This window comes from Martinezella rhizogenes (assembly GCF_007002745.1).
Lineage (GTDB): Bacteria > Pseudomonadota > Alphaproteobacteria > Rhizobiales > Rhizobiaceae > Agrobacterium > Agrobacterium cucumeris.
The window spans coordinates 421,965-439,219 of the sequence record NZ_SGNY01000003.1; the positions used below are offsets into that span (position 1 = coordinate 421,965).

General features: G+C 54.5%; 11 protein-coding genes and 2 pseudogenes. 11 read left to right on the top strand and 2 right to left on the bottom strand.

All coding sequences use genetic code 11. The features are described 5' to 3' along the window. The 5 genes from EXN68_RS12240 to EXN68_RS12260 all read left to right on the top strand — a co-directional run bounded on the left by EXN68_RS12240 (position 1) and on the right by EXN68_RS12260 (position 4,538). Positions 1 to 930: a glycoside hydrolase family protein gene (locus EXN68_RS12240; RefSeq protein ID WP_142841032.1), complete on the top strand. Its 930-nt coding sequence runs from the start codon at positions 1 to 3 to the stop codon at positions 928 to 930. Positions 931 to 1,053: 123 nt separating this feature from the next. Continuing rightward, on the top strand, positions 1,054 to 1,293 hold the full coding sequence (locus tag EXN68_RS27885) for a lipoprotein (RefSeq protein WP_142841033.1): 240 nt from the start codon (positions 1,054 to 1,056) through the stop codon (positions 1,291 to 1,293). 1 nt (position 1,294) lies between these two features. Further along, on the top strand, positions 1,295 to 1,618 hold the full coding sequence (locus tag EXN68_RS12250; protein WP_142841304.1) for a phage holin family protein: 324 nt from the start codon (positions 1,295 to 1,297) through the stop codon (positions 1,616 to 1,618). A gap of 228 nt (positions 1,619 to 1,846) precedes the next feature. Next, on the top strand, positions 1,847 to 3,946 hold the full coding sequence (locus EXN68_RS12255; RefSeq protein ID WP_161991311.1) for a glycosyltransferase family 9 protein: 2,100 nt from the start codon (positions 1,847 to 1,849) through the stop codon (positions 3,944 to 3,946). 13 nt (positions 3,947 to 3,959) lie between these two features. Beyond that, a complete protein-coding gene (locus EXN68_RS12260; protein WP_142841035.1) occupies positions 3,960 to 4,538 on the top strand; it encodes a class I SAM-dependent methyltransferase in 579 nt (192 codons plus the stop codon). A gap of 59 nt (positions 4,539 to 4,597) precedes the next feature. On the opposite strand, the pseudogene EXN68_RS27890 reads toward EXN68_RS12260, so the two are convergent. Together EXN68_RS27890 and EXN68_RS12270 are read right to left on the bottom strand one after the other, a co-directional pair. Next, a pseudogene (locus EXN68_RS27890) lies at positions 4,598 to 4,763 on the bottom strand (dehydrogenase); the annotation flags it as partial. 72 nt (positions 4,764 to 4,835) lie between these two features. After that, positions 4,836 to 5,075: a hypothetical protein gene (locus EXN68_RS12270; protein ID WP_080810719.1), complete on the bottom strand. Its 240-nt coding sequence runs from the start codon at positions 5,073 to 5,075 to the stop codon at positions 4,836 to 4,838. Positions 5,076 to 5,465: 390 nt separating this feature from the next. Between EXN68_RS12270 and EXN68_RS28125 the strand changes: the two are divergent. The 6 genes and pseudogenes from EXN68_RS28125 to EXN68_RS12295 form a co-directional block, all read left to right on the top strand. Beyond that, positions 5,466 to 5,988, top strand: a pseudogene (locus EXN68_RS28125) (tyrosine-type recombinase/integrase); the annotation flags it as partial. A gap of 123 nt (positions 5,989 to 6,111) precedes the next feature. Then, on the top strand, positions 6,112 to 6,678 hold the full coding sequence (locus tag EXN68_RS28130; protein WP_309546936.1) for a tyrosine-type recombinase/integrase: 567 nt from the start codon (positions 6,112 to 6,114) through the stop codon (positions 6,676 to 6,678). A 463-nt stretch (positions 6,679 to 7,141) separates the two neighbouring features. Beyond that, a complete protein-coding gene (locus EXN68_RS12280) occupies positions 7,142 to 9,061 on the top strand; it encodes a ShlB/FhaC/HecB family hemolysin secretion/activation protein (protein ID WP_142841036.1) in 1,920 nt (639 codons plus the stop codon). Positions 9,062 to 9,079: 18 nt separating this feature from the next. Next, positions 9,080 to 9,532 (top strand): hypothetical protein, encoded by a 453-nt coding sequence (locus EXN68_RS12285; protein ID WP_142841037.1) that lies wholly within the window; start codon positions 9,080 to 9,082, stop codon positions 9,530 to 9,532. Between the two features lie 36 nt (positions 9,533 to 9,568). After that, positions 9,569 to 16,855: a hemagglutinin repeat-containing protein gene (locus tag EXN68_RS12290; protein ID WP_237681397.1), complete on the top strand. Its 7,287-nt coding sequence runs from the start codon at positions 9,569 to 9,571 to the stop codon at positions 16,853 to 16,855. Next, positions 16,852 to 17,229: a hypothetical protein gene (locus EXN68_RS12295; protein WP_142841038.1), complete on the top strand. Its 378-nt coding sequence runs from the start codon at positions 16,852 to 16,854 to the stop codon at positions 17,227 to 17,229. The genes EXN68_RS12290 and EXN68_RS12295 overlap by 4 nt, the downstream gene beginning before the upstream one ends. Positions 17,230 to 17,255: the final 26 nt, after the last annotated feature.

Consider the following 17,255-nt stretch of genomic DNA (forward strand, 5'->3'; position numbering starts at 1 on the left):
ATGTCCGTTGTGACAACGTCACCGCGTGGGCGCGCCTTTATGGACGCTCATGAAGGAAACCCCCTTACCTGCTATCTTGATCCAGTCCGCATCCCCACCATCGGGCGGGGCTTCACGATGCGGAGCCGGTCTGTTCGGCGTGAGCTGGAAAAGATTGGCATTACAAAATTGGTGCCGGGTAAAACGAAACTCACGTCCAGCCAATCGGAAGCCATCTTCGCGGCGGTGCTTCGGGATGAATTCGAGCCTGCGGTGGTCGCCAAGTCGCCGAATGCGCGCAAGCAGCACGAAATGGATGCGGCGGTGTCCGCGATATTCAATCTCGGCACTGGCGCCATGGATTGGCAGTGGGCGAAATTTTGGCGCGCCGGAAAGCAAAAGCAGGCGGCGGACTATCTCGCCACCCACTACGATACGGCTGGAGGCAAGAAGCTGCCCGGCCTCGTTCGCAGGCGCAAGGAAGAAGCCCTTTTGTTCGAAAAGGGAATCTACACTGGCGTCGGTGAAGGCGTGCCGCGCTCCGCCCAAGAGACCGCACCGAAGCAGCCCGATCCGGTGGTTAAGGAAGCGCAGGCTATCCTCTCGGCGAAAGGCTTTAATCCCGGCGCTATCGACGGCTGGATGGGGGAAAAGACTGCTGCCGCAGTCAAGGCATATCAGTCTGCGCACCCGCACCTTGTTGCCGATGGCATCATTGGTCCCGCCACCTTGTCGCAGTTGCGTCGTGACGCTGTTGCCACGAAAGAAGCGGTGCAGGGCGGCGCAGGCTCGCTCTTTGGTTCCGGCTTTGCTGCATGGTCGCTCGGTTTGCCCTGGGGGTGGATCGCGTTGCTTACTGCGGTGGTCTTTCTTGGCGTCATCGCCTACCGCAAGCGCGATGTCATCTCTCGGCGGGTCAATAGTTTGCTGGGTCGCGAGGTCGCGGTTTGATGTCGAAAATCGGACTTTTCCTTTTGCTCGGGCTGGCGGCGGTGTCTCTCATCGGCGCGGGCATCCTCTTCATCGACCGGAATGCGACCTATCGCGCGGTCATCAAAACTGAAAGGCAGAATAATGCGGCAGGGGATCGGGCGGACAACGCTCGTCATCGTTTTGACGATTGCGCTGGCGGGGTGTGGGATTTCGGGGCCGGGCGATGTATCGGGCCTGCGCCGGGTGGTCGGAATTGACTTGATCGGCGCGCGGGGCGCAACGCAGGAAGATCAACGGAAAATTGACCGGACGGTTGCGGGCCTTTGTGGTGGCGACGTTTGGAACCGGGACGAATGCGCCCGTCATGGAAAAGGTCGCTGACATGCCGGAAAAGTACACCTCTTTCATCGAACTGATGAATGCGTGGGTTGGTGGTGCATTCACCACTATCATCGCCTCCCTGCTTGGCCGCTTCATGTGGCACGGTAATGAGGCGAGGAAAGGTCGCCGCAAATTCTTCGGCGTCGAACTGTTTTGGGAACTGCCGGTCGCGCTCGGCATGGCGGTCATCGGCGAAAGCGCCGCCGCCTACGCCGATCTTGGTCAACCTGCATCAACCGGGTTGATTGCGCTTCTGGCCTATCTCGGGCCGCGTGGTGTCGAAGCGCTCTTCCATAAATGGTTTGACCGCCGCATGGCCGGTTGACCAATCGTGCAGATCTTATCGAAACCGCCTTGGAATGTCGGCCAAGACTAATTGCATAAAACGTAGATCACGGTTCTCATGATTGCAATCAGTTGTTGCGATTTTGCCGCTAGTTTGCAAAACGTTGTCCGCAGCCAGGAATTGACCTCCGCCGAGAGTTGACCTTGAATATTAGTGCGCCCAGAAGATGCAATTAAAATTGTGTGTCACTCAAAAGGAACTATGATCGTGCGCGATCTCGTAGTAATGCCAAAAAAAATCCTGTTGATAAAATTGGACCATATCGGAGATTTTGTTCTAGGCTTATCTGCCTTCAAGAAAGTGCGCGATACCTATCCTGCAGCAGAGATTACCATGCTGTGTGGTCCTTGGAATGTCGCAATCGCTAAGGCAACTGGACTATTCGACGTCGTGCACGGTTTTCGTTTTTTTCCGGAACAATCCGGGAAATGGGCAGAGCGAGGCGATTTTGACAATTTCTCTTTTAAGAGACTTGGTCTCAAGGGTTTTGACGTCGCCATAGACCTCCGGGATGCGCCTGATACTAGATTTATACTAGACTTAGTTGGTGCTAGTTATAGGGCTGGATTCGCAGCGGACGGCGTGTCACATCACATGGACCTTGCACTTCCTTCCGGCGCATACAGTTTCGGGCGAGGCGAGAGGGTGCACCACTCGACACTACAAGAGCTTCTAATATCTGCTGTGATAGCCAAGCAGACTGAGATGCATAACTTGTATTCGATCCTTGAAAGAGTTGCTTCTAAGGAAGTCCCAGCTCCGTTGTTGAGGATGGGGCGTGGCCCTATCGTCGGCATTAACTGCGGATCAGGGGACGTCGCGAAAAATTGGCCCATCAGAAACTTTCTAAGTTTTGCTGAGCGACTCATTCTTGAGTACGACGCAACAATAGTAGTTTTTGGCTCTCCATCACAGCTATCGGAAGGCGAGACTATTCAAAAGCGATTGCGTAGTGATCGCGTAATAAATTTGGTCGGCAACCTCTCAATTGGACAATATATATCAACTGTCCGGGATCTAGATTTGTTTGTAGGAAATGACACTGGAACAACACACATTGCAGCATGCTTAGATGTCCCCACCTTGTGTTTATTTTCGGGAGCGACCTTTATTGAGTCACATGGTGCGCGGGGTAATAATTGTATCGTTGTTCCTGCGATGATATTTGGAAACGCATCTACGATTTCAATGATGGACGTATGGACATCGGTAAAAAAATTGCTTGACCACCGATTCTGCGTGATCAAAGAAGACATTAAATTAAACAATGAGGCGTCAATAAACTTTATAATAATTGACAACAAGCCGTACAAGCAGGATTTTCGAAAGTATATTGCTAGAAGCGCTCTAAAGGATGGAGCAAATATATTACATATTCAATGCAGCGAAAATTTCGTGCTCACATTGAACGAAAATATTATCGACGAAGTTCAGGGCTATTTGTTGGGTCCCGATGTCGCGCGTAGGGTCGTGCGACTTCTCGGAGATAAACCAACAATAGTGTTCGTCGGTTTGGGGACGCCTATGGAGGTCAAGAGATTCGTTCGACCGCTAAAGCAGCTACTTTCGCGAAACGTCGTGTACTATGACGTTTTTGACTACTTCCGTTACGGCTCTAGAGGTCGCGACTTAATTATGCGCGCTAAGCTTGATTACTTGTGGCGACGAGTTTGTGATAGAAAGTTGTTGCTGGACTGCGGAATTAAATTTCTTTATCCGCGGAAGTCGCGATGGCTTACAAACGCTTCGCATCTTGATAGGTTGGATAAGGGAGAACCCGCTGATATCAGTCAACCAATAGTATACATCGGCTCAATTGATGAACGCGTAGATTTTCATCTCTTGAAGCGAATGGCTTTGAACGGGATCAAGATCGATATTTTCGGTAGAGTGCACCAAGAGAACGAGAAAATTTCGCAGCTACTGAAAGAACTTATCGAGTCGTCATCCTATATTAGTTATCACGGAGAATATGACAACGATGAACTTCCTGCCATACTTAGGAATTACCACGTTGGACTGCTGCCATATGTCTCTAATACGATGACAAAGCATATTAATCCTGACAAGGCGTACCATTATCTGAATGCGGGCCTCGAAGTCATCGCGACCCAAATACCCCAGACGAAACGAATGCAGAAGTTTGTTCACTTGATCAAGGATGATTTGACAAAGGAACGGCTTTGCCTGCTTATCGACGGTCAACAAAAAGCGCATTTGTGGTCTCAAAAAGCCAACGGCTGGGAAGCCCGTTGGCGGGAGTTGAAGCAGATGTTCCAGCACGACCTGAATAAGAAATATCGTTGATAGAAGGTATAGCATGAAACTGCACTTAGGTTCTGGATTAAATATCCTCACAGGCTGGACCAACACCGATGTAGAGATTGGTGATGACGCTGTGATGTTTTTGGACTTTACCAAAAAGTTCCCTTTCGAAGATGAGTCTTTTGACGCCGTTTTCTCGGAGCACGCGATCGAGCATGTCCAGAAGTCAGAAGGTCACTTCATGCTGTCTGAAGCCTTTCGCGTTTTGAAGCCAGGGGGGAGCTGTAGGATCGTAACGCCGTGCCTAGAGAATATGGCTAAGCTAATTTTCTATCCGGATGGGCCTGTAGCAACGCGTTATGTTGAGTGGTTTAAGAAATTTGTAGATGACGATTCGTCTACGATTTATGATGCGTTTAATAAGATGTTTTACGGGCATGGGCATCGCCACATATACTCAAAACATGAGCTATTTAACGTACTGTCGACAGTTGGTTTCGTGAATCTAGAATACTTTGATACAGGGGTTTACGGGAACAGCGTCTTCTCTGGTGTAGACAGCCACGGAAAATGGATCGGCGACGATATAGCTCGGATAGAGAGCGTGGCTATCGAGTGTCGCAAACCGGAATAGTTCCATGAAGGTGACTCGCTTGTAAATAGTCCAAGGGCTAAACTCTCGCCGGACGGGGGTGGCGTCCATCCGCATGTATATCCCCGGCCCATGGCTGCGATGGCGATGGATAGCTGATTTTGCAGATGGTAGATTTCGTTCCACGGCGGCAAAAGCGTCGCCGTCATGGCATTGGATAACATAGGCCGCGATATCGTCTGGTTGTTTGATTGCGTTGGGGCGCACGTTTCCAAACTCCTGTTTCAGAGCCGCAAAATTCCCCTGTCATAAAAAGGCGCGCGCCCCCGCGCCGGTTAATCAGTCTGGCATAAGGTCGGCGATTTGCCCGTGCTGGACCAGCAGACGAGGATTAGCCATGCTGCCGCTTTCCTCGTCCACAGTGACGGCATAAGCCGCTACGCCGATGTGGCGCGGTGCCATGGCGCTCGCCATTTTTTCGGCGGATGCTGCGTTGGTTGCAGGGCGCATATCGCCCGGAACGATCCCGTAGCGCCCCTTTTTGAACTGCACCACGATGATCTTTTCGGCGTCTGACATATCACTTACTCTCTCGTTTGTTCTATAAATGTTCTCATTTTGAGAAAGAGTCAATATGGAGTGCCTTCGCCATGTTTCAGGACCAGCAAGGTTTTACAGCGCTATTGAAAACATTGGGAGAATTTTGACGCGAGAGGCGGAGTTTTACCCATAAAGTATTGAAATATTTACGATAGATCGAGCTTCCCAAGCTGAATACGAGGGTTCGATTCCCTTCACCCGCTCCAGCCACCTTTCCAACAAGATCAACGACGTCCACCAAGCGCTGATTTTTCAGCGTTTTTGCCTCGCGCGCGCGTAAGGTCGTGCAACAGTATGCAGTGACATCCAGCAATTTTGTCGGTAAAAATCACGGTACTCGTCATCGTGGTAGGAAGCCGATACCGTAAAATGGCACTGACAGACATTCAGGTTAAGAACGCTAAAGCCGACAGCAAACCGCGCAAGCTGTCTGATGAGAAGGGGCTTTATCTTTACATATCGGTTGCCGGCGGCAAGTCTTGGCGCTTCGATTACGATTTTTTCGGAAAGCGAAAAACACTGACGATTGGGCAGTACCCGACGGTGGGGCTGGCGGACGCCCGTCGATTGCGCGACGAGGCGAAGAAGAAGCTCTCTGAGGGCCTAGACCCGTCGCTGGCGAAGAAGCGTGATCAGCTTGCTGCCAAGGCCGCTGCCGGAAACACCTTCGGCGTCATTGCGGATGAGTTCATTGAAAAGCTGAAACGCGACAAGCGCGCAGAGCCCACAATCACCAAAAACAAATGGATGTTGAAAGACCTTGCCGAAAAGCTGGGGCCTTACCCGGTTACTCAGATCACGGCGCGTGACGTTCTTGCCGTGCTGATCAGCATTGAAAAGAGCGGCCGTGTGGAGCGCTCTGGCTACTCGCGCTGCCATTGGTCGCGTGTTTCGCTACGCCATCGCGACAGCGAGGGCCGAGAATGACCCGACGTCGGCACTACGTGGGGCTCTCCAACGCCATGTGCCGGTCAACCACGCCGCCTTAACGACGAAGGCTGAGATGGGCGGCTTGATGCGTGCCATTTATGGCTACGAGGGTTGGCCCTCGTTGGTGGCTGCCTTGAAAATCCAAGCCTTGTGTTTTGCCCGTCCCGGTGAGACGCGCTCGATGGAGTGGACGGAGTTAGATTTTGATAAGTTAGTTTGGACCATACCCGCAGAGAAAACCAAAATGCGCAGAGAGCATCATGTGCCGCTTTCGACACAAGCAGTGGAAGTTCTCACGGAGATGAAAGAGCTGTTTGGCGATAAGCCCTATGTCTTCCCTTCAATGATGTCCGGCAAGAAGATTCTATCCGAAAACTCCATGAACTCCGCTTTGCGGCGCATGGGTGTAACAGAGGCCCAGCATACCGCCCACGGCTTTCGTTCTTCCTCCAGCAGCATATTGAACGAGTCTGGAGAGTTCAGCATCGATGCTATCGAAGCTCAGCTTGCGCATCTCGATACGCGGGCCGTTAGACGTATCTACAATCGGGCCACATATTGGGGCGAGCGAGTGAAGATGATGCAGTGGTGGGCGGACTTGCTGGATGAAGAGCGTGTCCAAAACCGAAGCTTGGCTGAGACTGCTGACTAAAAACTTTAAGGTCGAGCGATTTTTGGCAACCGGGAGACTCCGACAGCTTCGTATGCGGTCACGGACGATCTTCGGAATCCGCGGGCAAGAATGAGAGCTTGCATTGCCTGACTCGGCCCAATGCCAGAGGCATTTTTAGTTTCCTCTTAACTTTGGTCTTCATCTGTGTCTTGCAGAGAGAGGCGCATTGCGGTAACTTCTGGTTGTTGTTTGACTCGAGGAGCCGAAGGGCTTGAAATTGGCTGATCGCGCTTAAAACTCACAGATGAAAAATGATATTCCTGCCATAGTGTTGGTAGAATTGATTATTATGTGAGTTTCTTGGTGTCATCGTTTCTTTAAGCAAATGACTTGCGACGATCATCTCGCAATAAAAAATACTACTTTAACGCTTCTTGGGTCAGATGAACTGATCTATTTACCCGGTAGGGGATCGACAGCAAGGACAGCTGCAGAGTGAAGCATGGGCGGCATTGCCGCGACAAACTTCATCTCCAATGCAGGCCTCCTAAACATGCCCGTTGCTGCTCACATTTCTGCTTGCCGACCGTCACTCCTTCCGGATTTTTGTCTCGCAATTGTCTCGGCGGTTCGAGTTGCCGCCAAGTCCCCGGTCACTGTGCGGGTAGAGCGGAACGCCTTCGGGAATTCGGGGAACGCGCCTAACAGTTTCAAGCGGACCTTTGCCATTTCGCTTTTTGCAAGCCTGCTCGTGTCGGAGCCTGCAACTGCACAGTCGCCCGCCGATGATTTTTCCCGGCGACAGGATCAGCAACAGCAGCTGCAGCGGCTGGAAAACCTGAAACAGGTCACGCCTGATAGCGTCATTGGCCGTGCGGACCGGACACCACGAGGCGACGCGAAGTCCGCTGGTCCATGCTTCGATATCTCACGTGTAGATATCGAAGACGCGACAAGGCTGTCTGCCATTGATCTCGGAAAAGTGACGCGGCGTTACGACAATAGATGCATCGGTGTTGCGGATATTACCGCCCTGCTCAAGGCCATCACCGACCTCTATCTGGACAAGGGGTTCGTGACGTCACGTGCCTATGTTCCCCCACAGGATATTGCCGGAACAGGGGTGCTGCGGCTGGTGGTGGTCGAAGGCATGATCTCGGATATCTACCTCAACGGTCAACCGGCCGGGCGGAACGGTTCATTCGCTACGGCTTTTCCCGGCGTGAAGGGTGAGGTCGCCAATATTCGCGATATTGAACAGGGGCTAGACCAGATCAACCGCCTGTCATCGAACGACGCGAAAACCTCGATGTTGCCGGGTAAGGACGATGGAACGTCCATCCTGAATGTCGAGAACAAGCCGGGCAAGCGCTGGTACGCGAGCATTTCCAACAACAACCTCGGTCAAGAGAGTACCGGTTACTCCCAGACCAATGTTTCGTTCGGCTTCGACGACCTGCTGGGCATCAATGATCAGTTGGGTTTCTCCTACGGTCGGAGCGGCCCGGACTATCCTTGGGACGATGATGGTCGCGGGCACAGCAACAGCTATTCGCTCAATACAAGCGTACCTTATGGCTACTGGACTTTTTCAACGAATGGGTCCTGGTACGAATACGAGAGCACCATTCCCGGCAATTTTGGACCGATCGAAACCTCGGGCAATTCAGGTCAGGTTGGATTTGGCATAGACCGCGTCATTCTGCGCGACAAGGATTCCATCACGACCCTCAGAGGCGGTCTCAGCTACAAGCAGACCGACAACTTCCTTCTCGGCAATCGAATTGAGGTTGGAAGTCGCCGATACACGATAGGCACTCTGGGCCTCTCGCGTTCGCAAAGAATACTGGGTGGCGTCATCGCTCTCGATTTTGCCCTTGATAAGGGTCTTGATCTCTTCGACGCCGTGGAGGCAGGAGAGCCGGGAGCCGGCACCGCCGATCCTCGGTTCTTGAAATTAAACACGACCGTCAGCGCGACGCGGCCGTTCGAGGCCGCTGGCCAGCGGTTCGAGTTAGCGACGCTCCTCAATGCCCAATATTCGCCCGACAACATGTTTGGCGCAGAACAGATCGGACTTGGTGGCTCCAGCAACGTACGCGGCCTGAGGGAAAGTGTCATATTCGGCAACAACGGGTTTTTCAGCCGTAACGAACTGACGTGGCGGACAATGCCATGGGAGGGTACAAGTCTGGCGCCCGTTCTGGGCGAATTACGCCCATACCTCGGTCTCGATTACGGCCGCGTGTTTTCACAGGATCGCTTCGATATCTCCGACGGCCACCTCGCAAGCTGGACCGTTGGCGCGAAACTCGTGGGCGGCAACATCAGTGCCGATTTCGGCTACTCCCAGGCATTTTCCAGCAGCGTGAGTGGCGGACGCGGAAATCTCATTTTCGCTAGCGTAACGGCACGCTGGTAGGCTTCAAAAGAGAATATTATGATCAGATCTTCTTTTTACACCTCCAAATTACCTTTCGTATCCGCGCTGGTGGCAACGGCCATTGTCGTTTCCGGTTGCGGTGGTCGGGCGGCAAATCCGGTCTCCTCGACCAACCCGGCCGACAGCGCTTTCGATTGCGCCGGCATAAAGCGCGAATTCGAGGCCAATGAGCGCCAGGTGCTGGCGACGGTGAAAGAACGATCCGATGCGCAGGGTAAGAACGTGGTCCTTGGCGCGACCGGTGTTCTTCTGTTTTGGCCCGCCCTTTTCTTCATGGATCCGAAATCGCCGGAAAAACTGGAAATCGACGCATTGCGTAACCGCAATCAGGTTCTTGGCGAGATTGCCAGAAGCAAAAAATGCCCGGCCCCACCGTCGAAGCTGGCAGATGTCTACAAGAAACTCGACAGCAAGCCATCGCCGGCCGACACGAGCAGAAAAGACCGCTAAGCCCAAACTTCCGTCTGCCACGAGAGGCGAACAACAATGACATCCCAGTTCAAGCGTCTTCCACGCAAAGCAACCGACCTCGCGTTGTTCGCCAATGCCGGAGCGCTGGCTCAAAAAATCATTGCAACGGTCGTCAGTTGTACGCTCGTGCTTCAGCCGGTGCTGCTCCATGCACAGGACATAACGCCCGAAGCTGGAGGCTCTTCCGTAAATCGCCCCGGGATAGGGGCTGCCCCGAACGGCGTGCCGCTCATCGATATTGTCGGGCCCAACGGTCAGGGCCTGTCGCACAATAAATACAACAATTTCAACGTCGGCACGCCCGGCGTCATCCTCAACAACTTCAACGGTGAGATCGGCACGTCGAAACTGGGTGGCGTGACGCCTGGCAATCCAAACCTTCAAGGCAAAGGTTCCGCCACGGTCATCCTCAATGAGGTCACGTCGCAAAACCGCAGTTCGCTTCTCGGTCCAACCGAAGTGTTCGGTGGCCGGGCCGACGTCATCATCGCCAATCCGAACGGGATCACCTGCGACGGCTGCGGTTTCATCAACACGCCACGCGCCACGCTGACGACGGGCGTACCCGACATTGGCACTGACGGACGTCTCAATGGATTCACGGTCAACGCAGGGGATGTCACTTTCGGCCCTGGGGGTGGGAATTTTGCGCTCGGTGATGGTGCAGTCAGTCTGTTCGATGTCGTGTCCCGTACCATCCAGATCGACGGAACGATCTATGGCGAGGACCTGCGTCTGACCGCCGGTAAGAGCAAGTTCGATTATACCACCGGGGAGGCAACAGCGCTCGATGCCACCTCCGGGACACCTGAATACGCAATCGATGGTTCAGCACTCGGGGCTATGCAGGCCGGCCGCATCAAGATGGTTGTCACGGAAAAGGGCTCTGGCGTTCGCATGCGCGGCGACATGGCGGCCAATGCCGGTGAGCTCTCGCTGTCGGCAGACGGTAAAATTTCGATCGGCAATGCCTCTGGCAATAACGGCGTCAGCATCTCTTCGAAGGGGAGTGTTTCGGCCGGTCGTCTGACCTCAAAAAAATCGGTGTCGGTCAAGGCGGGGAAAGACGCCAGGGTCGCTTCTATCGGTACAGAAGAGGATATCCTGATTAATGGCGGGGCAGGCTTCATCGATGTCAGCGGTACTCTCGGGGCCAGTGGCGCACTCAACCTTCTGGCAGATGGGCGTATTGCCTTGGCCGACGCGTCGGCTGCCGGCCCTGTTTCGCTATGGTCGGGGGCTGGCTCCATTGCCATCAGCGGCACGGCCCAGTCTGGTGCGGCGATGTCGCTTACGGCGGCCTCGGGAGCGATCACGGCGGGCTCACTCCTTTCGAAAGGTGATTTGGCTCTGCTCTCCGGCCTTGATCTGGGGATTTCCGGGCTCGTGCTTGCGGAAGGGAATTTGCAGGCTTCGGCTGGCAGCGACATCCGCTATGACAGTCTGGAGGCAAACGGAGACATTTTGCTGTCTTCGACAAATGGTGTCATCAGCTTCGACAAGCGCACGGCCGCCGGCGGCGACATCAGGATCAGGCAGCAAAATGCCGACCTTTCCAATAACAGGAGCGGACTTGCCACATCCGGCACGCTCTACGTCAATGCCAATAATATCAATCTCACCAACAGCACGCTGACGTCAGGTGGCATTGATCTCACCTCATCTGGAACGACAGATCTGACGGGTGCGCGGCTCAATGCTGTCACCGCGAGCAGCACAGCTCGTTCTGTTCAGGGGTCAGGTGATATCGCGATCACAGCAGGTAACCTCACCGTTAATGGCGCCACCAACATTCTGGCTGCTCATGATTTGACGCTGTCGCTTTCGCAGCTTGCCAACTCCGGTCAGCTCGCTGCTGGCAATGATCTTACCCTAAATATCGCCGGCAACCTGACCAACACCGCCACGGGGCTCATCTATGCCGGTAACGACGCGGCACTTTTCGTGGGCGGCGTGCTTGCCAATGATCAGGGGGCGATTGTCGCAGGTCGTGACCTCACAATTGCTGGAAGTGCTTCTGGCGGGCGGAACGGAGCCGTTGTCAACAGTTCCGGCCTGATCTCCGCTGGCCGTAACATGTCGATCGTTACCGTAAATCTGCGCAACGAAAGAACAATTGCTCCCACCTATACAAGCCAGCAGATCTCCAACTCGCTCGTTTCCGCGTATAACACCTATTATGCGGCTGACTGCGGGGACTGTTCGTCGCCTGTCGAGTTTTCCGGTAAGCGATTCGTCATTGGATCTCCCGCTCACCACGTTTACCGGGACGTTGTCGAGGATCGCCTCATATCTTCAGGCAGTCCTGCAGCGCTGATCAAGGCGGGTAATACGCTTTCCGTCGACACCATCGACCTTACCAATGCCTATAGCGCCATCGAAGCTGGCGCAGGCATGACGCTTGTTGGCTCCGGCACGCTGACCAATCTAGGCCTGCAATTGCAGCGCACCACTTCATTCAATTGCAACCAGCACGGCGGCTGCCAGTATTTTCCTGATGTCATCTATGAGTGGCAGGAATCGAAAACAAGCGGCGATACAGGTGGTTGGGAAGGTTCGTGGCAGGTCGCCGTGCCTGGCCCCAGCCCGTTTGGAACGCGGGATGCGTCAAAGGATATCGGCCCCGGACGAACCGTGGAAAGCGTCGAGGCGATCGGTGGGGTTCCAGCGGCAATCCGCTCGGGCGGAGCACTTGGTATCACCGGCTTTGCTACCGTCAACAATACCGCGATTGCCGGATCAATCGCCGACCGTGTTGCCGTTGCAGCGCCTGCGCCTTCGAACAATCCGACCGCATTACTGTCCAGTATGACGGCAAGCGGTGCGCTGTTCACGCTTGGCAGCGTCGCCACCCCACAGTCCGGCGGCTTTGGCGGCACCATTCCCGGCCAGACGTTCCTCTATGAGACCCGCGCCGCCTTCCTTGACGTCTCCAAATTCTATGGCTCCAGCTATTTCCTTGGTCGCATCGGCTACCAGCCGGATCGCCAGATCCAGTTCCTTGGGGACGCCTATTTCGAGAACCAGTATATTGAGCAACAGATCAGACTGGCCACGGGCTCAGGTTTTACCGGGCAGGATTCAATTACCCAGATAAAGCAGCTTCTCGACAATGGAGCCGCCTATCTCGGAGCGCAGCAGCGCCCGCTCGGCCAACCTTTGACGGCTGAGGAGATCGCCAGCCTCACCGAATCCGTCGTCGTTTATGAGTGGCAGACGGTGAACGGCGCGAGCGTTCTTGCGCCGGTACTGCATCTCGCCGCTAATGACAGGGAAAGATTGAATTCTGCAGGCGCGCTGATCGCGGGCAATCAGGTGACGATCGATACCGGCCTGCTTGCAACATCAGGGATGATTGCATCGACTGGCGATCTTACTGTTTCCGGTTCGTCGATCGCGGCAATCGGCGGCACCTTCACGGCGGGGGGTAATGCCTCGCTGAAGGGCAATGAGGGCATTCTGCTCGCCAATGCGAAGGTGACGGCCGGCGGCAATCTCGGCCTGACGTCTGACGGAGACATCAATATCTCCGTCACCGAACGGTCAACGACCAGCACTTTGCGCGACAAGCGGAGTTCTACGACGGTTGTGAGAACCACCAGCCAGGGTTCCGAGATCACCGCGGGCGGGTCGGTCTCAGCCAATGCAGGTGGCAACCTCAACGTCATCGGCAGCAACATTGCTGCCGATGGAACGGTTGGTCTGAAGGCGACCGGCGATGTGACAGTCGCTGAGGCCATCGACACCACCACGATAGATTACACCTACAGGAAAAAGGGCGGTCTGTTCGGCGGAAGCAAACAGACGACGAGCCACACGGAAACGCAGACTGTCGTCGGCTCATCGGTCAGCGGCGGGAAGGGCGTGTCCATCGTCTCAGGTGGAGATACCGTCGTCTCCGCCTCGAAGGTGATGGCTGGCGATGAGACCAGCAAAGCCGATATCAATGTCAGCGCGGGCGGCGATCTTCTGATCGCGTCGGGCAAGAATACGGCGGAGTTCGAACAGAGCTCCTCATCCAAGGGCTTCCTCTCGAAAAAGAGCTCGACGCAGTACAACTATGATGAAGCCACAGTCGGCTCCGAGCTTTCCGCGTCCGGCAACATCAAGCTGGATGCTGGCGGCAACGCTGTCATAGCGGGCTCGAACATAACGGCAGGCGATGCGATTAGCGTCGCCGGCGACAGCGTCGCCATCATCGGGGCGGAGGAGCAGCACGCGCTGGAGAGCAGCAGCAAGAAATCCGGTCTGTTCGCCGGTTCCGGCGGTGGCTTCCTTTCGCTCTGGGGCAAGGAGCAGAAAGAAAAGAGCCAATCATCTACCCTAAACGTTGGCTCTGCGCTGAAGGCGGGGACCGATGTCACGCTCACGGCACGCGAAAACGACGTGAATGTCATCGGCTCCTCTATCGCAGCCAGCAGTGACATCACCCTTGATGCAGCTCGCGACGTCAATATCACTCCCGGGGCAGAAAGTGCCTCGTCGGCGCAGAAGGAGCAGCGCTCCGGTTTCGGTCTTTCTTTCAGTTCAGGCGGTGGTAGCGCCTCTGTGGGCATTGGCTACGGCAAGTCGGTTGATCAAACAAGCCAGTCTTCCGAGACCAGTGCCAGATCCACCCTTTCTGCCGGCCGTGATCTGATAATCTCGGCGGGCCGCGATGCCAACCTTCAAGCGGCTGAGGTGTCCGCTGAGCGGGATGTTGCTATCCTCGCAGAGCGCAACGTCAATCTGCTTTCGGCGCAGGACAAGTCCAACTACGAAAGCCTGCATGAGGAGATGTTTGCTGGCATCAGCCTGTCGGTGTCCTCCGGCCTCGCGAGTGCTGCGGGTAGTCTCGCTAACGCTGCCGGAAAGCTTGGCGGTCCGAACGGTGCCTATGCTCTCGCACCGTCTGCGCTCGCGGCGTATCGAGTAAAAGACATTCTTAAGCAGATCGACGGCGGTTCTCAGCCGCTGGCCTCTGCAAGCCTGTCCATCGGCTTCACATACCAAAAGAGTAGCGCAACTCTCTCGACATTAACGCCGGTTGTCACAACGATTGAAGCAGGGGATTCGGTCAGCATTGTCGCCAACTCCGGCGATTTGACCGGTCGTGGCGTTCAGATTGCAGCAGGCACCCAAAGCGATCCGGCATCAGGAAATGTGCTTCTCATGGCTGGCGGCTCCATTCTGTTGGAAAGCGCCCAGTCTGCTTCATCCTCATCGAGCAGCAGCCAGTCAGCAAACGCTTCAATTGGTGTCAATCTTACGAACGGCGGTCTGAGTGGCGGTTTTGCAGCAGGCAGCGGCAAGCAGGACGCTAACAGCGTCACTCACCTCAACACCCATGTCATGGGCACCGGCAATGTCACACTGGCTTCTGGCAACGACACCACGCTTGCGGGAGCTGTTGTGTCCGGTGAACGGGTTACTGCTGCCGTCGGTGGCGATCTCAACATCGTCAGCCGCCAGGACACGATGGTCTACGACGAAAAGACAGCTGGTGGTGGCCTCAATCTTTCCTCGGCGGGCAAGGTTGGCGGTGGAGTTCAGAAAAGCGATGTTGAAGGCAACTATGCCAACGTCTCCGAACAAAGCGGATTAATCGCGGGCTCTGGAGGATATAACGTCAAGGTCGGTGGCAATGTTGGTCTCGTCGGTGGCGTGATAGGTTCCACGGCCGATCCTGCTCAGAATACGCTTTCTGCCAATTCGCTGACATGGTCGGATATAACCAACCGCTCCGAGGCGTCGAGCTCCAGTCTTGGAATATCCCTGACGCCCGGCGGCATTCCCGTTCCTGTGGTCGGCCAGCCGGCCAACGAGGAGGATCAGGGGGTTGCCCGCGCCACACTGACGCCAGGTCAGCTGACGCTCACCAATCAGACACAGGATTTGGCCTCACTCAACACGGACCTCTCTAAAGCCAACACAACAGCCGACCCATTTGACATCGAGCGTCTGAAGGCGAAACAGGAGAGTGCAGCTGCCCTCTCTGCGCTTGCCAACATCGCCGTTGGTGACATCTCCGCTAAACTCGGTTTTGCCGAAGGCAGTCCGGCGAAGATTGCTCTTCATGCGGCAGTTGGAGGCTTGGTCGCACAGCTTGCAGGCGGCAATGCCGGATCTGGAGCGCTCGCAGGTGGATTGAGCGAAGTCGTCAATGGCGTCTTGCAGCAGGTGTTGAGCGCCAATCCGAACCTGACCGGCGACCAGAAAAGCGCCATCACGCAGTGGGTGGCGGCAATAGTCGGCGCGGCGGTCGGAGGCGAAACCGGCGCGGCCGCCGGGCTAGACAACGTCAATTATAATTTCCTGACTCACAAGCAGAGTGAGGATCTCGCCAAGGAACTAAAGGGCTGCGACAGTGCTGGCGATCCTGCTGCGTGTAAAGCTGCCGTGTCAGATAAATATAGCCAGATCGACTTCGATCAGGACCGTCAGCTTGATGCCTGCCGGACGAGGCAGTGTGTACAGGACCTGTTGGGTGATCTGAACGATGACCCGCGTTTTGCATACCTTGATGTGATGAAACTGCAGGAACTTGGCGTCAGTGAGTCACTGGCGCAGCGCCTGCTCTCTTATCAGGTCATGGAACGATGGCTAACAGGAGATTCCACCGTCTTCGAGCAGAAGATCATGGATGTCGCTTCTGGTGTGGGTTACTGCGAGGACCATGGTCAATCGAATGGGTGTTTCGCAAATGGCCAAGCTCTCAAATACGTGTCAGCGACTGTAACCGAAATCGCCTACGGTGTGATCGGTTTGCGGTCTGGCATTGGAACAGGTCACGGGGAGGCAAGCGGGGGGCAAACGGCCGGATACAGAAGAGTTGTCGCATCCGACGGAACCGTCGTTCTCGTTCCTGAAGGGTACAGACCACTTTCTAGCGCCGGTGCGGTTGGCAACGATGTAGGCGGTTTGCCTGTTGGTTTTGCACGAGTTGTTGACGCAAACGGTAACGTTGTCATAGCTGATAACCGTGGCAATGTTTTCAGTTCGGTCGATATTCTACCCGTTCCCACCGGGGCATTCAGCGGTAGGTATGAAGCAAATCCAAAACATGACCAGATTCGTCCGGGGGTAAGTGCCCAACCTACGAACGGAGGGCAAGCATTGTCTAATTCTGTGCCGCTCGGCGGGAATAGTACTGCGCGTATAGGTTACGACAGTTCCACAGGCGAAATTGTTGTGTTTCAAAATCACTTTGAGAGCGTATATCACGGGTATGTTCCGTCTTCTTGGAACGAGCTGCGGCAGTCCGAGAAAAATGCACTTATCCGTGCTGGGCTGTTCACGGCCAAAGGGAGGCCTGTCAAGTGAAGTACAAATCGCCAGAAAACAGAACGGAAAAAGAAATTATTGAGATTTTGTCGCGTATTGACAACGATCCAGAAGAAAGAATATCCGCAGTTTTGTCTGCTGTTTACTATGGAAAAACGATAAATTTTTCAGGGGATACTTTGATAGAAGAGTTTAAAAAGGCAAAGTATAGTGAGAAGCTATGGTTAAAGAATATTTTTGAAACATTCTATGGAATGTGTCGAACAAATTATCGTATTGATGATAGTATTATGGTTTTGACGGATTTTGAAAGGCAGAATCCAGAATATAGTTTGGATATTAAATCCACTATTGAAGCGCTTGCTGAGTACAAATCCATATTTAATGGCGATCATAGCGAAGGGCGGTTTTGATGAGGGTTGGGGTAAGTCATCCGATT

Bases quoted from the DNA above. Each gene is read 5' to 3' on its own strand.
- EXN68_RS12240 (WP_142841032.1), top strand. From the start codon at position 1: ATGTCCGTTGTGACAACGTCACCGCGTGGGCGCGCCTTTATGGACGCT.
- EXN68_RS27885 (WP_142841033.1), top strand. From the start codon at position 1,054: ATGCGGCAGGGGATCGGGCGGACAACGCTCGTCATCGTTTTGACGATT.
- EXN68_RS12250 (WP_142841304.1), top strand. From the start codon at position 1,295: ATGCCGGAAAAGTACACCTCTTTCATCGAACTGATGAATGCGTGGGTT.
- EXN68_RS12260 (WP_142841035.1), top strand. From the start codon at position 3,960: ATGAAACTGCACTTAGGTTCTGGATTAAATATCCTCACAGGCTGGACC.
- EXN68_RS12270 (WP_080810719.1), bottom strand. From the start codon at position 5,075: ATGTCAGACGCCGAAAAGATCATCGTGGTGCAGTTCAAAAAGGGGCGC.
- EXN68_RS28130 (WP_309546936.1), top strand. From the start codon at position 6,112: ATGCGTGCCATTTATGGCTACGAGGGTTGGCCCTCGTTGGTGGCTGCC.
- EXN68_RS12280 (WP_142841036.1), top strand. From the start codon at position 7,142: ATGGGCGGCATTGCCGCGACAAACTTCATCTCCAATGCAGGCCTCCTA.
- EXN68_RS12285 (WP_142841037.1), top strand. From the start codon at position 9,080: ATGATCAGATCTTCTTTTTACACCTCCAAATTACCTTTCGTATCCGCG.
- EXN68_RS12290 (WP_237681397.1), top strand. From the start codon at position 9,569: ATGACATCCCAGTTCAAGCGTCTTCCACGCAAAGCAACCGACCTCGCG.